This is a genomic window from Variovorax boronicumulans, from assembly GCF_040544675.1.
GTDB classification, from domain to species: domain Bacteria; phylum Pseudomonadota; class Gammaproteobacteria; order Burkholderiales; family Burkholderiaceae_C; genus Variovorax; species Variovorax boronicumulans_D.
On record NZ_JBEPKK010000001.1, the window covers coordinates 598,066 to 613,903 of the forward strand.

The 15,838-nt window shown below is 67.1% G+C and carries 11 protein-coding genes; 9 read left to right on the forward strand and 2 right to left on the reverse strand.

Annotated elements, in window-relative coordinates; translation table 11 throughout:
* The first annotated feature begins 1 nt into the window (after nucleotide 1).
* Genes ABIC90_RS02795 through ABIC90_RS02805 form a run of 3 tightly spaced genes read left to right on the forward strand, consistent with a single transcriptional unit; the run spans nucleotide 2 to nucleotide 6,717 of the window.
* Entirely contained in the window at nucleotides 2-5,245 is a 5,244-nt protein-coding gene (locus ABIC90_RS02795; RefSeq protein WP_354352504.1) for a DNA repair ATPase, read from the forward strand.
* Nucleotides 5,246-5,944, forward strand: a complete 699-nt coding sequence (locus ABIC90_RS02800) for a phospholipase D-like domain-containing protein (RefSeq protein WP_354352505.1) — start codon at nucleotides 5,246-5,248, stop codon at nucleotides 5,942-5,944.
* Nucleotides 5,944-6,717, forward strand: coding sequence for a hypothetical protein (locus ABIC90_RS02805; protein ID WP_354352506.1), 774 nt, complete (start codon nucleotides 5,944-5,946; stop codon nucleotides 6,715-6,717). Before ABIC90_RS02800 ends, ABIC90_RS02805 begins: the two co-directional genes overlap by 1 nt.
* Before the next feature lie 10 nt (nucleotides 6,718-6,727).
* Here the strand turns inward: ABIC90_RS02805 and ABIC90_RS02810 are convergent, their stop codons facing one another.
* A complete protein-coding gene (locus tag ABIC90_RS02810) occupies nucleotides 6,728-6,874 on the reverse strand; it encodes a hypothetical protein (protein WP_354352507.1) in 147 nt (48 codons plus the stop codon).
* A 273-nt stretch (nucleotides 6,875-7,147) separates the two neighbouring features.
* Here ABIC90_RS02810 and ABIC90_RS02815 point away from each other — a divergent pair, with 273 nt between their 5' ends.
* The 3 genes from ABIC90_RS02815 to ABIC90_RS02825 all read left to right on the forward strand — a co-directional run bounded on the left by ABIC90_RS02815 (nucleotide 7,148) and on the right by ABIC90_RS02825 (nucleotide 11,328).
* A complete protein-coding gene (locus ABIC90_RS02815) occupies nucleotides 7,148-7,705 on the forward strand; it encodes a sigma-70 family RNA polymerase sigma factor (RefSeq protein WP_354352508.1) in 558 nt (185 codons plus the stop codon).
* An 82-nt stretch (nucleotides 7,706-7,787) separates the two neighbouring features.
* Nucleotides 7,788-8,831, forward strand: a complete 1,044-nt coding sequence (locus ABIC90_RS02820) for a FecR family protein (protein WP_354352509.1) — start codon at nucleotides 7,788-7,790, stop codon at nucleotides 8,829-8,831.
* Nucleotides 8,832-8,901: 70 nt separating this feature from the next.
* Nucleotides 8,902-11,328 carry a TonB-dependent siderophore receptor gene (locus tag ABIC90_RS02825; RefSeq protein ID WP_354352510.1) on the forward strand — a complete coding sequence of 809 codons (2,427 nt, stop codon included), beginning with the start codon at nucleotides 8,902-8,904 and terminating at the stop codon, nucleotides 11,326-11,328.
* Between the two features lie 15 nt (nucleotides 11,329-11,343).
* Here the strand turns inward: ABIC90_RS02825 and ABIC90_RS02830 are convergent, their stop codons facing one another.
* Nucleotides 11,344-11,910, reverse strand: coding sequence for a LuxR C-terminal-related transcriptional regulator (locus tag ABIC90_RS02830; protein ID WP_354352511.1), 567 nt, complete (start codon nucleotides 11,908-11,910; stop codon nucleotides 11,344-11,346).
* A 106-nt stretch (nucleotides 11,911-12,016) separates the two neighbouring features.
* Between ABIC90_RS02830 and ABIC90_RS02835 the strand changes: the two genes are divergently transcribed.
* From ABIC90_RS02835 to ABIC90_RS02845, 3 genes are all read left to right on the forward strand, one after another.
* Complete coding sequence (locus tag ABIC90_RS02835) at nucleotides 12,017-12,829, forward strand: CoA transferase subunit A (RefSeq protein WP_354352512.1); 813 nt, start codon at nucleotides 12,017-12,019, stop codon at nucleotides 12,827-12,829.
* A gap of 1 nt (nucleotide 12,830) precedes the next feature.
* The gene (locus ABIC90_RS02840) at nucleotides 12,831-13,469 is read left to right on the forward strand and encodes a 3-oxoacid CoA-transferase subunit B (protein WP_354352513.1); all 639 of its coding nucleotides are present in this window, start codon (nucleotides 12,831-12,833) and stop codon (nucleotides 13,467-13,469) included.
* A gap of 194 nt (nucleotides 13,470-13,663) precedes the next feature.
* Nucleotides 13,664-15,823, forward strand: coding sequence for a TonB-dependent receptor plug domain-containing protein (locus ABIC90_RS02845; protein ID WP_354352514.1), 2,160 nt, complete (start codon nucleotides 13,664-13,666; stop codon nucleotides 15,821-15,823).
* Nucleotides 15,824-15,838 lie beyond the last annotated feature (15 nt).

Consider the following 15,838-nt stretch of genomic DNA (forward strand, 5'->3'; position numbering starts at 1 on the left):
CATGCAATCCACCGACGAAACGGGAACGCCGTCCGGCACCCAGTCCGCCACAGACCCGACCGAAGCGCTGGTGTCCGGCAGCGGCAGCTACGACCTGCTGAAAAAGCGGCTCGAAACCCAGGGCGAGGGCCTGCTCAAGAAGACGCAAGCGCTCAACGAGCAGCGCCTGGCCGAATTCGGCCGCTCCGACCAGGCCCTGATACTGCGCACCCGCGCGCGCACCGAGAACAACGCCGCGTCGCGCGACATCGTGCGCATCGGCGATCTGCTGCTGTTCGGCTACAACGTCTTCATTGGCCTGCGCAAGGAAACGGCCGTGAGCGACGTGTTCGGCCTCTACCGGCTCGCGACGCCCGGCGAAGCGGCCACCGAAAACGACGAACTGCAGCCGGTGCCGCTGGCCGGGACCTTCCTGGAAGACACGCGCTTCGTCTCCGACTTCCGCGAGCTCTACGCCTACTACAAGCAGGCCACGATGCTGCAGCTGCGCGTCACGCAAGACAAGCTCCTGGCCTCGTTCCAGATCGGCCAGCAGCTGCACGACGTGCGCGTGTTCCGCTGGGCCATCGAGCGCGACGGCGGCATCAGCTACATCGACAACCGCGGCGAGCGCGACATCGCCTTGCCCGCGAGCCACGACTTCGAGTGGACCGTTGCCACGCGCGAGGACCATGTGGGCGGCAAGCATCCGCATGTGAACGTGCTGGACACGGTGTTCGTCGAAACGCTGGGCGGCGACTTCACGATCAAGATCGAGAACAACACCGAGAGCGGGCTCGGCATCTACAGCGAGCCGGTGGAGGACAAGAGCCAGTCGCTCACCGACGCCGAGATCGCCTGGGCCAAGCTGGGCATGCTGATATTGCTGCGGGTGAAGCCCTACCGCGAGCAGGTCACGCGCTACCTGGTGTTCAACATCCGCACCCAGCAGGTCGAGCGCATCGACGCCATCGGCGGCTCCTGCGTGCAGCTGCCCGAAGACCACGGCATCATCTTTCCGGGCGGCTACTACCTGCAATCGGGCGAGCGCAAGCGCTTCGACCTGCCGGGCGAGGTGGTGGAAAACCTGCGCTTCAAGCGCATGCTGCGCTCGCCCAACGGCGAAGACGTGGCCTATGTTTTCTACGATCCGAAGCCGGGTCGCTATGCGATCTTCAACTACAACCTGATCGACAAGAAGCTCGCCACGCCGATCATCGCCAACGGCTATGCGCGTTTTGCCGACGGCCGCATCCTGGTGTCCCAGGACAGCGAGGGCGAGCCCACGCGCGTGCACCCGATGCAGCTGTGGCAGACGCCTTTTGCCAGCGAAGAACATGTGAGCGCGCAGCCGCCCGCGACCGGCTTCTTCGGCAAGATCGGCAACGCCGAGCTGGTGCGCGGTGTGAGCGACCTCATGGGCATTGCCCGCGCGGTGCGCGAACAGGCGCCGACCAAGGCCGCCTACGAGGATCTGATCCGCCAGTGCACCCGCGTGAGCGATGCCTACTTCTGGCTCGACGCGCCCGAATCCGCCGGTCTCATGGCCGAGCTGCGCAGCATTGCCGATGTGGCGCGCAGCACGCTGGCCGAGTTCGAGAAAGTCGACACCATCCGACGCGAAACCGCGCGTGCATTGGCTCGGGCCGAAGACGAGCAACGCGCGTTGATGGTCGACATTGCAAGCACCATCTGGCGCGCACCCGACGACTTCGTGAAGGCGCTGGGCCGCCTGCGCGAGCGGCGCGGCGCCTTGCAGATGCTCAAGGAACTGCGCTATGCCGACCTTCCGCGCATCGCCGCGATGGACGCCGCGCTGGAAGCCGAGCAGCAACGCATCGGCGAACGCGCAATGCAGTTCCTGGCGGCCGACACCGCCTTCAACGGCCAGCGTCAGGCGCTCGACAAGCTCGCGCTCGAGTTGCCCAACCTGGCCACTTCGCCCGCGCTCGGGCAGATGCTCACCACGCTGGACGAACAGGCCGCCGGCCTCGACCTGCTGACCGAGCAGCTGGGCAGCCTGCCGGGCGGCGACGCGGTGATCCGAACCTCGATCCTGGACCGCATCTCGCTGATCTACGCCGACATCAACCGTATGCGCGCCGATGCACGCATGCGGCGCAAGTCGCTGGGCGCGACCGAGGCGCGCGCGGAGTTCGGCGCGCAGTTCAAGCTCTTCAGCCAGGCGGTCGAAAACGCGCTGGAGTTTGCCGACACGCCCGAGAAGTGCGACGACGCGCTCACGCGCCTCCTGGCCCAGCTGGAAGAAATCGAAGGCCGCTTCGCCGAGCAGGAAGACTTTCTGGCCGACATCGCCGAGAAGCGCGAAACGGTGTACGAAGCGCTGTCCGCACGCAGGCAGAGCCTGGTCGAATCTCGCCAGCGCCGTGCGCAAAGCGTGGTCGATGCGGCGGGGCGCATCCTCGACGGCATTCCGCGCCGCATTGCGCAGCTGGCCGACCTCACGCAGGTTCACAGCTACTTCGCGGCCGACCCGATGATCGGCAAGCTGCGCACGCTGATCGCCGATTTGCGCACGCTGGGCGCGGCGGTGCCGGCCGACGAGCTTGATACGCGCCTGAAGACCGCGCGCGACCAGGCCCTGCGTTCGATCCGCGACAAGCGCGAGCTGGTGAGCGAAGGCGGCGACACGCTGCGCCTCGGCCGCCACGCCTTCACCGTGCACCGCCAGCCGGTCGACCTGACGCTGGTGGCCCGCGACGAAGGCATGGCCTACCAGGTCACGGGCACCGACTACCTGAGTCCGGTGGACGAACCCCGTCTGCTGCCGCTGCAGCGCTACTGGAACCAGTCGCTGGTGTCCGAAACACCGGATCTCTCGCGCGCCGAATACCTGGCCGGCCGTCTTCTGGAGGCCTTGCTCGACGGGAAGGCCGAGCGCAACTGGACCGAGGTGCTCACGCTGCTGGCTGAAGACCCGCTGCATCCGAAGTTGCTGGAGATGGTTCGCCGCTTCGCCGCGGCGCGGTACCAGGAGGGCTACCAGAAGGGCATTCACGACGACGACGCATTGCGCCTGCTGGGCGCGCTCGTCGCGATGCAGGACCAGGCCGGATTGCTCGCCTGGGGGCCGACCGAACGCGCGCTGGCCTTGCTCTACTGGCAGCACGGCCACCTGATCGCCCACCGCGAATCGCTGCTGCGCCGCGCGCGCGCCGCGATGCAGATGCAGACCCTGTTCGGCCGACGCGACGCGCTCGAGCAGCTCGAAGCCGACACGGCGCGCGCGCTGAATCATTTCTCGCGCGACGTGGTGCCCGACATGTTGCCGCTGGCGGCGGACGCGAACGAAGAAGAACGCGATGCGCACGACGGCCGTGTGTCCACGCTGTGCGACCAGGCGGCCGCCTACCTGGTGCGCGAACTGGCAGGCGAGCACGGCGGCGAAACCTGGGCCGTCTCGGGTGCGGGTGAAGACCTGGCCGCCGCCTTGCTGCGCGAACTGGAGCGCGGCGGCCGCCGCGACGCCTGGCAGCACGACCTGGATGCCGCACCGCCGGCGGAGCGCTGGCGTCTTTCCCGCGACTGGGTGCGCGCCTACGCCGTTCATCAGGCGCCGCAGATGCTCGACTGGGTCGACGACGCAGCCAGCGTGCTGGCCATTCCGTTGCAGCGCACCCGCGTCAACGCGGCCCTCGACCGTACGGTCGAAGGCCTGCGTGGCGAGCATCCGCGTGTGGCCGATGGACGCATGACGCTGAACCTCAACGACTTCTGGCGCCGCTTCCTGTTCCACACCATGCACGCGGTGCCGGGCTACGAGGCGCTGCACAGCCTGCGCCACGAGCTGCTGGAGCGCGAGAAGGCGCGGCTCAAGCTCGGCCAGTTCCAGGCCAAGCCGCTCTCGACCTTCGTGCGCAACCAGCTGATCGACGAGCTCTACCTGCCCATCATCGGCGACAACCTCGCCAAGCAGATCGGTTCGGCGGGCGAGGGCAGCCGCACCGACCGCATGGGCCTGTTGCTGCTGATCTCGCCGCCCGGCTACGGCAAGACCACGCTGATGGAGTACGTGGCCGACCGGCTCGGGCTGATCTTCGTGCGCATCAACTGCCCCGCGCTCGGCCACGGCGTGACCGCCATCGATCCGGCCAACGCGCCCAACAGCGCGGCGCGGCAGGAGCTGGAAAAGCTCAACCTGGGCCTTGCGATGGGCAGCAACGTGATGCTGTACCTGGACGACATCCAGCACACCAGCCCCGAGTTTCTGCAGAAGTTCATTGCGCTGGCCGACGGCACGCGCCGCATCGAGGGCGTGTGGAACGGCGAGCCGCGCAGCTACGACATGCGCGGCAAGCGCTTCGCGATCGTGATGGCGGGCAACCCCTACACCGAGTCGGGCGACGTGTTCAAGATTCCGGACATGCTGGCCAACCGGGCCGACATCTACAACCTGGGCGACGTGCTCTCGGGACGCGAGGCGGCGTTTTCGCTCTCGTACATCGAGAACAGCCTGACCTCCAACCCCACGCTGATGCCGCTGGCCTCGCGCGACCCCAAGGACGTGCAGCTGCTGGTGAAGATGGCGCAGGGCCACGACGTGCCGAGCAGCGCGCTCTCGCACGCCTACAGCGCGGTAGAGCTCGAGGAAATCAAGGCGCTGCTGCAGCGCCTGTTCAGGGCGCGCGACCTGCTGCTCAAGGTCAACCTGGCGTACATTGAATCGGCCGCGCAGCAGGAGGCCTACCGCGCCGCGCCGCCGTTCAAGCTGCAGGGCAGCTACCGCAACATGACCAAGCTCGCGGGCAAGATCACGCCGCTGATGCGCGACGACGAGCTCGATGCGCTCTTGCGCGACCACTACCGCGGCGAGGCGCAGACGCTGACCACGGGCGCCGAAGAAAACCTGCTGCGCCTCGCGCAACTGCTGGGCAGCCCGACGCCGGAAGAAAGCGCGCGCTGGACCGTCATCTGCGACGAGTTCGTGCGGCAGCGCAAGCTCGGCGGCGCCGACGTCGACGGCAGCCAGCGCATCGCGAGCAGCATGCTCGACGTGGCGCGCGCGGTCGATGCGCTCAAGCCCGCGCCGCCCCCTGAAGGCGCCAGCGAAAGCCAGCGCCTGGCCGACGCCATGCTGCAGATCGCGGTGACCTACCGGGAGCTGATCCTGCCGCTGGTCACTGCCACCGAACGCCGCCTCGAACTGGACCGGTCGATCAGGCAGGACATGGAGCGTCTGGCAGCCGAGGTGCAGGCAAGTCGACCGGCCCCCAGGCGTGCTCCCAAATCCGACAAGGATCATTGAATGTCCGCATTGCCCGAACTGCTCGCCCAGTTGGATGCCACGCTGGCCGATGCGCGCCTGAGCGACGACGAGCGCCGCGTGCTGGTCCACACCCTGCGCGAAGCCTCGCCGCCCGAAGACGGCCTGCGCCAGCTGCGCAACCGCGCTTTCGACCTGGTGCGCGCCCGCACCGCCGACCCCGAGCAGCTGTCGCTGCTCAAGTGGCTCGAAGGCGTGGTCCGCGCGATCGACATCGGCCGCTCGCCGGATGCCGTCACCGTGAGCTCGCAGGCCTTCTTCAGCCCGGGCACGGCGTGTCTTCAGGCCATCAACCAGCAACTGAAGGCGGCCAGGCGCTCGGTCGACCTGTGCGTGTTCACGCTGTCGGACGACCGCATCACGGCGGAAATCCTGGCCGTGCACCGGCGCGGCGTGGCGGTGCGCTTCATTACCGACAACGACAAGGAGTTCGACCGCGGCAGCGACGTCGGCCAATTGCGCGCGGCCGGCATCCCGGTGGCGGTGGACCGCACCGAGGCGCACATGCACCACAAGTTCGCGATCTTCGACGGCGCGCGGCTCATCAACGGCAGCTACAACTGGACGCGCAGCGCCTGCGAATACAACGAGGAAAACGTGATCGTCAGCAACGACCCGGCGCTCGTGCGCCGCTTTGCGGATGAGTTCGACACCTTGTGGAAAGACCTTCAGGCCGCCTGATGCCAAGACGAATCGACTACGACTGGGAACTGCCGCCCCAGATGCAGCAGCGGCTGGGCGGCTCGACCTACGGCGCCCAACGCATCATTCACGAAGAGGGCCACCTGACGGTGATCCTGCACGAGCCGCCCGCCGGAACCGGCGCGGAGCGCAAGCCCGCCGTGTTCCTGCGCAAGCCCGACGGCGCCTGGCTGCACAAGGGCAACAACCCCGGCGAGCGGGCGCTCGCCAAGCTGCTCGAAAGCTACCGCACGGCCTTCAGTACGTTCGAGATCCGGCACCAGTCGGCAGAGACCTCCCAGGATCTGTTCCAGATCCTGGGCCCGCTGATTCCGCTTTCCCGTGCGGCGAGGAACATGCAGGACACCCTGCAGGCCGCACGCGATGCCGTCAAGGACGACCCGATGCTGATCGACCTGCGCGACCACGCGGTCGAGATCGCGCGCGGCTTCGAGCTCCTGTTGGCGGACACGCGCATGTCGCTCGACTATCGGCTTGCGGATGCGGCGGAGGCGCAGGCGCGATCGGCCATGGAGATGAGCCGCGCGCAGCACAAGCTCAACACCATCGCCGCGCTGACCTTTCCGCTGATGGCCATCGGTGCGGCCTTCGGCATGAACCTGCACAGCGGCGCGGAAAACCTGCCAACCTGGGTGTACTGGGCGATCTTCGCGGCCGGCATCTGCCTGGGCGTGATGCTGCGCGGCTGGGTCAAGGCCCCTGTCGCACAGCCCGTTGCCGCCAGACCCCCGGCGGCGCTCAAGAAGAAATAGAAAGAAGGCCTCAGTTCCTGACGCCGAGCACCGACAGGATGATCGCCGCGAGGGTCAGCGTCACCGGCAGGCGGTGCGTGGCAATGGCGTGGACCTGGGCGGCCGACAGCCGGGTTTGCTGAAGGAGGTTCTTTTCGGAATGAAGCGCTGTGGACATATCAAGTTCTCCTGAAGTGGCTGCGAACGGCTTGTTCGCATGGGTTCCACGATAGGCCTGCGAGCGCGCAGCGGCACGGCGCTTTCGCAGACACGGCGTTTCCGTTTTCGAAACGATCCGCGGGGCGGGTGCTGGAACTTCCCGCCGTGTCCGGTGATCGCGTGGCCGATAATCGGCGCTCACCATGTTCTGATCCCATCAGGCCAGCCACGCTCCGTCGAAGCCAGCCCGTCCCTAGGACTTCGACCCATTCATTCCGGCTGTGGCGGCCCCGTGTTCGAGCGTTATTACCGCGAACTCCTGAGTTTTCTGTCCCGCAAGGTGTCCGACCGCGCAACCGCGGCCGACATGGTGCAGGAGAGCTACGCACGCGTGTATGCGGCGCAGCAGGCTGGCGAGCCGGTGCGGGAGCCGCGTGCGCTGCTGTACCGCACGGCGCGCAACCTGGTCATCGACCAGGGCCGGCGCAGCGAGGTTCGCGCCCGCTATGCCGAGCCGGAAGACGACATGGCCTCCGACGAGGCGGACAACACGCTCGGCCCGACGGCCTTCGAGCCCGATGCGGCGCTCGCGTCGCAGCAGATGGTCAATACGATCCTGGCCGCCATCGACCGGCTGCCGCCGCGATGCCGCGAGGCTTTCATCCTGCACAAGTTCGACGGGCTCGCGCATGCCGAGGTGGCGCGCCGCATGGGCGTCAGCGTGAAGATGGTGGAGCAGCACGTCAAGAATGCCGTCGCAGCGTGCAGGCGCTGCCGGCAAGAGGTCGAGGAAGGCGCCTCGACTGCGGCAGCCCCGCTGCAAAGAAGAAGAAAACGCGATCACGAATGAACAAGTACAACGAAACACGGTGGCTCCGGGCAAGGCACGTAGGGTTGGAGGCGGCTCGTGCGTCTACCGGAATGAAAGCCCCATGACCTCACCGCAACGCGTCCTTCCGGACCCCGGCCTCGACGACGAGGCCCTGGACTGGTTCGTCCGCCGCACCGGCGGCGGATTCGGCGCGGGCGATGAGGCGGTGTTCCAGGCCTGGCTGGAGGCCGATGCCGGCCACCGGAGCGCCTATGCGCGCCTGCAGGACGATGGGGCGGCGATCGATCGCTTGCCCGCCGCGGGCCTTCGTATCCTTCGCGCCAACCTGAAGGCCGATCTGGCAGCCGAGCGCGCGGATGCCCGGCCGTCGCGCCGCCGCTTTCTGGTGCCGGCTTTCTCCGCAGCCGCCGTCGCCGCGGTGGCTGGCGTCGCAGGGGTCATGGGCTGGAACCATTGGCAGGCCCAGCCGGTGTTCGCGCAAGACTTCAGCACGCCGCGCGGTCAGCAATTGCAGGTGCGCCTGCCCGACGACAGCTACCTGCGGCTCGACACGGCAACGCGCGTGCAGGTCACCTACTACCGGCAACGTCGCGAGGTGAAGCTGGTTGCGGGGCAGGCCGTCTTCAGCGTGCACGGCGATGCGGCGCGGCCGTTCGACGTGCTGGCGGGGCCGTTGCGCATCACGGTCGTCGGCACGCGGTTCTCGGTGCGGCATACGCCCGGGCTACCCGGCGACGACGGGGTGCGCGTGGCGGTGGAGGAAGGGCGCGTGCGGGTCCGTCGCGTGGGTGCCGATGCGTCGGCAGCGGCGTCCGCAAAAGCGCTCGACCTGAGCGCGGGCCAGCAGACCGTTGGCGATGCCCATGGCGTGCTCGCACCCGTTTCCCCCATCTCGACGGCCGGCATCGCGCCCTGGCGCGACAACCGCCTGAGCTTCGACAACGCCCAGCTCGACCAGGTGCTGGCGGAGCTGGAGCGCTACGGCGACACCCGCCTCGTGATCCGCGATGCCGCGGTGGCGAGTCTGCGTGTCACGGGCACTTTCAACCCGGCACGGCCCGACAGCTTCATCCGGGTGTTGCCGCAGGCGGCCCCCGTGCGCCTGCGCGATGCCGATGGCGCGATGGAGATCGTGCGCAGGTGACATAGGGTTCGGCCGACTTCGCGCGTCTACCCGGGTGAAGAAGCAACTCACCCTCAGGAGAAGATACGAAATGAACCGTCCCGTGTTCCGGCCCGCACCCGTGGTCCTGGCCATTGCGCTGGCCCTCGGCATCCCCGCCGCTCATGCACAGCAAGGCGCGAGCGCGCAGCCGAAGGCGCCCATGTTGCTCGACATCGCCGCGCAGCCGCTGGGCCAGGCGCTCAACGACTGGGCGCGCCAGACGCGCATCGAGCTCATCGTGCCGCCGGCGCTGGTGGCCGGGCGAGCTGCACCGGCCGTGGCGGGCAGCCTGACGCCCGTCCAGGCGCTGGAGCGGCTGCTCGCGGGCAGCGGCCTCGTCGCGGAGCCAGACGGCCGGGCCGTGGTGATCAGGGCCCGGCCGTCCGGCGCGGCGTCCACTTCGACGACGTTGCCGGCGGTGGTGGTCGAAGCCGAGGCGGAACGCGAAACCGCGAACGGCCCGGTGCGCGGCTACCTCGCCACGCGCAGCGCGACTGGCACCAAGACCGACAGCCCGATCATCGAAACGCCGCAGTCGATCTCGGTGGTCACGGCCGACCGCGTGCAGGCCATCGGTGCGACCACGCTGAAAGATGCGCTTGGCTACAGCCCTGGCGTCGGCACCACGCCCTACGGGACCGATTCGCGCTACGACTGGATCTCGGTGCGCAGCTTCGACGCCTACAGCCCCGGCTTCTACATGGACGGACTGCCGCTGCGCAACAACGGCACCTTCGGCGTCTGGAAGACCGACAACTACGGCGCCGAGCGCATCGAGCTGCTGCGCGGTCCGTCTTCCGTGCTGTACGGCCTGGGCAATCCGGGTGGCGTGGTCAACGTGGTGAGCAAGCGTCCCACGGCCGAACCCCTGCACGAGTTGCAGATGCAGGTTGGCGACCACAACCGTCGCCAAGTCGCGGGCGATTTCTCCGGCCCGCTCGACAGCGAAGGCAAGCTGCTCTACCGCATTACCGGCGTGCTGCGCGATGCCCGGCTTCCTGCGGGGAAGATGCCCGACGACTACAGCTACATCGCCCCCTCGCTGACCTGGAAACCATCGAGCGACACCACGCTGACGTTGCTCTCGCAGTTCAGCCGCACCCGTGCGGGCGTCTACACGCGTGTTCGGCCTGCGGCGGGTTCGCTGGTGCCGAGTGCCATCGGCACCTACCTGCCGAGTTCGCTCTTTGTCGGCGATCCCAATTTCGATCGTTTCCACCAGGACCAGGACATGATCGGCTACCAGTTCGAGCACCGCATCAACGACACATGGACCGTGCGCCAGAACGCCCGCTACGGGCGCCTGAAGATGGACTACGCCCAGCTGCAGGCGCCGAACTTCGCCACGTTGAATGCGGACGTGCCGAACGATCCGTCCAATTTCCAGTTCCTGTCCAGGACCCTGGCGGGCAGCCGGGAACGGATCTCCGCCTTCGCCATCGACAACCAGGTGCAGGCTGATTTCAGGATCGGCGACTGGCAGCACAAGGTGCTCGCGGGCCTGGACTACCAGCGCACACGGGTCGATGCGGTCAGCATCAGCGGAGGCAGCGCGCCTCTTCTCAACATCTATGCGCCGGTCTATGGCGGCGTGTTCGAACTGCCCGCACCGTACGGCGACGGCATCAACCGCACGACCCAGACCGGGGTGTACCTGCAGGATCAGATCAAGTGGCGCGACAGCTGGGTGCTGACGCTCGGCGGGCGCTACGACCGCGCCGATAGCAACGCCTACGACCGGCTGGACCACACGACCGCGCGCACTGCCGACCACAAGTTCACCAGCCGTGCGGGCCTGGTCTACCTTGCGCCGAACGGTTGGGCGCCGTATCTGAGCTACGCCGAGTCGTTCGGGCCGAGCGGCGAAGTCAATCCGGAGACGGGTGACCCGTACAAGCCCGAGACGGGGCGCCAGTACGAGGCCGGGGTGCGCTACCAGCCGCCGGGCCGCAAGGAGAGCTACAGCGCGGCCATCTTCGACCTGCGGCGCAAGAACTACATCACCTACGACGGCAACTTCATGCCGCGACAGACCGGCGAGGTGTCGGTGCGCGGCCTCGAACTCGAAGCCACGGCCGAGTTGGCTTCGCGCCTGAACCTCACGGCTTCCTACAGCTACACGCCAAGGGCGATCGTCACGGTGAGCGCCAACCCCGAGCAGATCGGCAAGCAGATGACCGCCGTGCCCCGCAACCGGCTGTCGGTGTGGGCGGACTACCGCTTCGGCAACGGCGTGAAGGTCGGACTGGGGGCGCGCTACGTGGGTTCGACCCGCGGCGATGGCGAAAGCTCGCCGGCACCGCTGCCCGCAGTGACGCTGTTCGATGCCATGGTGGGTTACGACATCGACCGCTGGAGCCTGGCCCTGAATCTGCGCAACCTGACGAACAAGACCTACATCGCCAACTGCGGTTACGGCAACTGTTACTACGGCTATCCGCGCACGGCCGTGGCCACGGCGACCTACCGCTGGTAGCGCGCGCCAGGCCGCTCAGCCCGCGATGAGCTTCTGAACCAGCTCCGCGGTGGTCGCCGCCGTGTACTTGCGCATCAGCCGCGCCCGGTGCAGCTCGACCGTGCGGTGGCTGATACCCAGCGCCTTGCCGATTTCCTTGGAGGTCAGCCCGCGCATCACCTGCGCCGCCACCTCGCGCTCGCGCGGCGTGAGTTCGGCCTTGACCGCGCGGCGCGAGCCCAGGTCCTCGAAGGTCCAGATGCCGGCCTCGTGCGGCGCGGCGCGGTTCATCGCGTGGCCGGTGACGTGGCACCAGAAAGTCTCGCCGGCGATGGCGCCGTGCAGGCCGCCCAGGCGCTTCATCATGCGGTTGTCGGCGTAGTTGCCGTTGGCGTTGAGGAACGGCTCCATGCGCTTGCCGATGCGCTCGAACTCGGCCACGCTCGGATAGAGGATGCTGAACGAATGCCCCACCAGTGCGGAGGGCGTTGCGCCGAAGATCTCGCACACCCGCTGGTTGCAGGCCACGATGGTGCGGTTGCTCGAGACGACCATGCCGACGGGTGCATGTTCAAAAGCCAACCGGTAATCGATCTCGGGCATCGGGGGTCACCATTACGAAATACTACGTATATGGGTACGTAGTATCGTTGACGGGTTTCCCCCATCCCCCACCCACCCACTCTCACCATTCCATCAAGGAGCCCGAGTGAACAAGATTTATCCCTCCGCCGACGCGGCACTCAAGGGGGTCGTGGCCGACGGGCAGACGCTCGCGGTCGGCGGCTTCGGTCTCTGCGGCATTCCCGAAGCGCTGATCGACGCGCTGAAAGACTCCGCCGTGCAGGACCTCACCGTCATCTCGAACAACGCAGGCGTCGACGGCTTCGGCCTCGGCAAGCTGCTCGAGACGCGCCAGATCAAGAAAATGATCGCGTCTTACGTGGGCGAGAACAAGGAGTTCGAGCGCCAGTACCTCGCGGGCGAACTGCAGCTCGAATTCACGCCCCAGGGCACGCTGGCCGAAAAGCTGCGCGCGGGCGGCGCCGGCATTCCGGCCTTCTTCACCAAGACCGGTGTGGGCACGCAAGTGGCAGAAGGCAAGGAACTGCGCGAGTTCGACGGCGAGACCTACGTCATGGAACGCTCGCTGGTGCCCGACGTGGCGCTGGTCAAGGCCGACGTGGCCGACAAGTCGGGCAACCTGCGCTTTCGCCTCACGGCGCGCAACTTCAACCCGGCCGCCGCCATGGCCGGAAAGATCTGCATTGTCGAGGTCGAGAAGATCGTCGAAGTGGGCGAACTGGCCCCCGACGACATCCACCTGCCGGGCATCTACGTGCACCGCATCGTGCTCAACGCCACGCCCGAGAAGCGCATCGAGAAGCGCACCGTGAGCGCCTCGGCACCGGTCGATGCGGCCGCGGCCAAGGTCGAGGCCCAGGCCGTCATTGCGCAAGCCGCCGCCGCCACCGAACTGCCCGTGCCGACCGTCCCTGTCGGCAAGAAAGAAGGAGCCTGAAATGCCCTGGACCCAAGACCAGATGGCGGCCCGTGCCGCCCAAGAACTCGAAGACGGCTTCTACGTCAACCTGGGCATCGGCATTCCGACGCTGGTGGCCAACCACACCGGCACCAAGGAAGTGTGGCTGCAGAGCGAGAACGGCATGCTGGGCATTGGCGCTTTCCCGACCGAAGACGCGGTCGACGCCGACCTCATCAACGCCGGCAAGCAGACCGTGACCACCATCCCCGGCTCGGCCATCTTCGGCAGCCACGACAGCTTTGCCATGATCCGCGGCGGCAAGATCAACCTGTCGATCCTGGGCGCCATGCAGGTGAGCGCCGAAGGCGACCTCGCCAACTGGATGATCCCCGGCAAGATGGTCAAGGGCATGGGCGGCGCGATGGACCTGGTGGCCGGCGTCAAGCGCGTGATCGTGCTGATGGAGCATGTCGCAAAGAAGAAGGACGGCACCGAGGACCTGAAGATCCTCGAGAAGTGCACGCTGCCGCTGACGGGCGTGGGTGTGGTCGACCGCATCATCACCGACCTGGCGGTGATGGACGTGGTGCCTGAAGGCCTGAAGGTCGTCGAACTCGCGCCGGGCGTGAGCTTCGATGCGCTGCAGGCGAAAACGGGTGCCAAGCTGATCCAGTAAGACTGCGAACGCCATCATCGAGAAGGGCAGGGCCGCGCGAGCGGTCCTGCCTTTTTGCTTTGGGCGCCCGCCGGCGCGGCACGTTCTTCGCGCCGGTGTGAAATTTTGAGTATTTCTCCGAGTGTTTAAAACGCAATCCTGTTGCATTCGCGGAGAATGCGAGTAATTCGTATTTGCAACACAGGGAGAGAAAAATGACAAAGAACGCTTTGGCGTTGCGGCGTGCGCAACTGCCCGGCATGGCCGTGTTCGCCGTACTGGCCGCCACACTCGCGCATTCGGAGGACATCCACGCGCAGTCCGCCACCACGTCGCAAACGCTGCCATCGGTCACGATCGATGCGCGCACCAACCAGGGCTCGATGCGGCCGGGCGCCCTGAGCGACGAACTGGTGCGCACCGAATCGATCAGCGCCCGCAGCATCGAGCGCTCGGGCGCCACCAACATCAACGAAGCGGTCGACAAGCAACCCGGCATCGCGGTGCAGGTGGAGTGCTCCATCTGCAACGTACGCAACGTGCTGCTGAACAACCTGCCCGGTCGCTACACCACCCTGCTGATCGACGGCATTCCGATCTATTCCTCGGTGTCCTCGGCCTATGGACTGGACAGCGTGAGTGTCGATGGCCTGGAGCGCATCGACATCGCGCGCGGAGCCGGCGCCAGCCTCATCGCACCTGAGGCGCTGGCCGGCACGGTCAACCTGGTGACCCGGCGGCCGACCGAGCTGGCGGCCAAACTGCGCACGCAGGCCGGCAGTTTCGGCTCGCGGCAGGCCGATGCCTATCTGGCCAAGCCGCTGGATGGCGGCGCGTTCACGCTCAGCGGCAGCTACAACCGGCACAACTCGGTCGACGCCAACGGCGACGGCATCTCCGAGTACACCGGCTACGACCGGCGCATGCTCGGAATCGGCGGCTTCGTGGACGACCTGGGCGGCTTCAAGATCCGCAGCCGGATCGACCTCGTCGATGAAAAGCGCGGCGGTGGCGCGCTCGGCCGCGACTACGCGGCAATCAAAGCCAGCAACAGCGGCAATCCCTTCAACTTCACGCGAGGGCCGAACGGCTCGCCTTTTGTCGACGGCTGGGTGATTCCCGAAAACGGCGAGTTCATGCCGTACGACAGCGGACGCGGCGGCTTCTCCGAAATCATCTTCACCAAGCGCAGCCAGTTCGTTGCGTCGGGCGAACGCCGGCTCGGCGACGGCACGCTGCGGCTCGCACTGGGCGCCGCGCACCATCGGCAGGACAGCTTCTACGAACTCGCGACCTACCTTGGCGACCAGAAGCAGTACTACGCCGAGGCCAGTTACCAGGTGCCGGTGGGGACGTGGCTCCTGACCTCGGGCGCCAGCTACCGCTACGAAAATCTGCGCAGCCACGGCAGCACGGACGCCGGCGCCCTGGTCAACGGCATCGACAACTACACCTTCAAGGTGCCCGGCGCATTCGTGCAGGCGTACCGGAGCTTTCTGGACGACGCGCTCGAGGTCAATGCCTCGCTGCGCTACGACAGGCACAGCGCCTATGGCGGCATCGTCTCGCCGCGTTTCAATGCGCTGTACCACCACACGCCGCTGCTCGCGAGCCGCTTGAGCATCGGCAAGGGGTTCCGCGCGCCGACCAGCTTCTTCGAGCAGGACCACGGCATTCTCGACACGCTGCGCATCGACCGCCGCATCACGAAGCCCGAGGTTTCCCACAACCTCGGCTACGCGTTGAACTACGCCGACGACCGGCTGGCCGTGACCGCCTCGTACAACTTCAACCGCATCAAGAACTTCGCGCTGCTCGACCCCGGCCAGTTCGATGAGAACGGCGAGCCCGTCACGCTGTTCACCAGTGCCGAGAAACCGGTGACGGTGCAGGGGCTGGACCTGAACCTGTCCTACCAGCTCACGCCCGCGCTCACCGTGTCGGGCGGCGGCGAGCTGTACGCGTACCGCTTCCCGGCGGGCACGTTGATCTTCGCGCGGCCCAAGGCCCGGGCCTTCTTCGGGTTGGACTACGAAAGCGGTCCGCTGGACCTGACCGCCAAGCTGGTCGTCACCGGGCCGATGGACCTGAACAGGTTCCATGACGACGGCAGCGGCAGCCAGAACCGCTTCAACTTCGACGGCACGCCCAAGCGCACGAAGAGCCCGACCTTCGCCACGCTCGACGTGCGGGCCGAATACGCCGTCAACTCCCGCCTGTCGCTGTATGCGGGCGTGGACAACCTCTTCAACTACCGGCAATCGAAGAAGGAGGGTTTCCTGTGGATCTCCGGCAGCGGCGCCCAGGACGTGACGCACCTGTGGGGGCCGAATCGCGGGCGCTTCGTGTATGCCGGTGCGAAGTTCTCGCTCTGACGGTGTGCCGGGTCG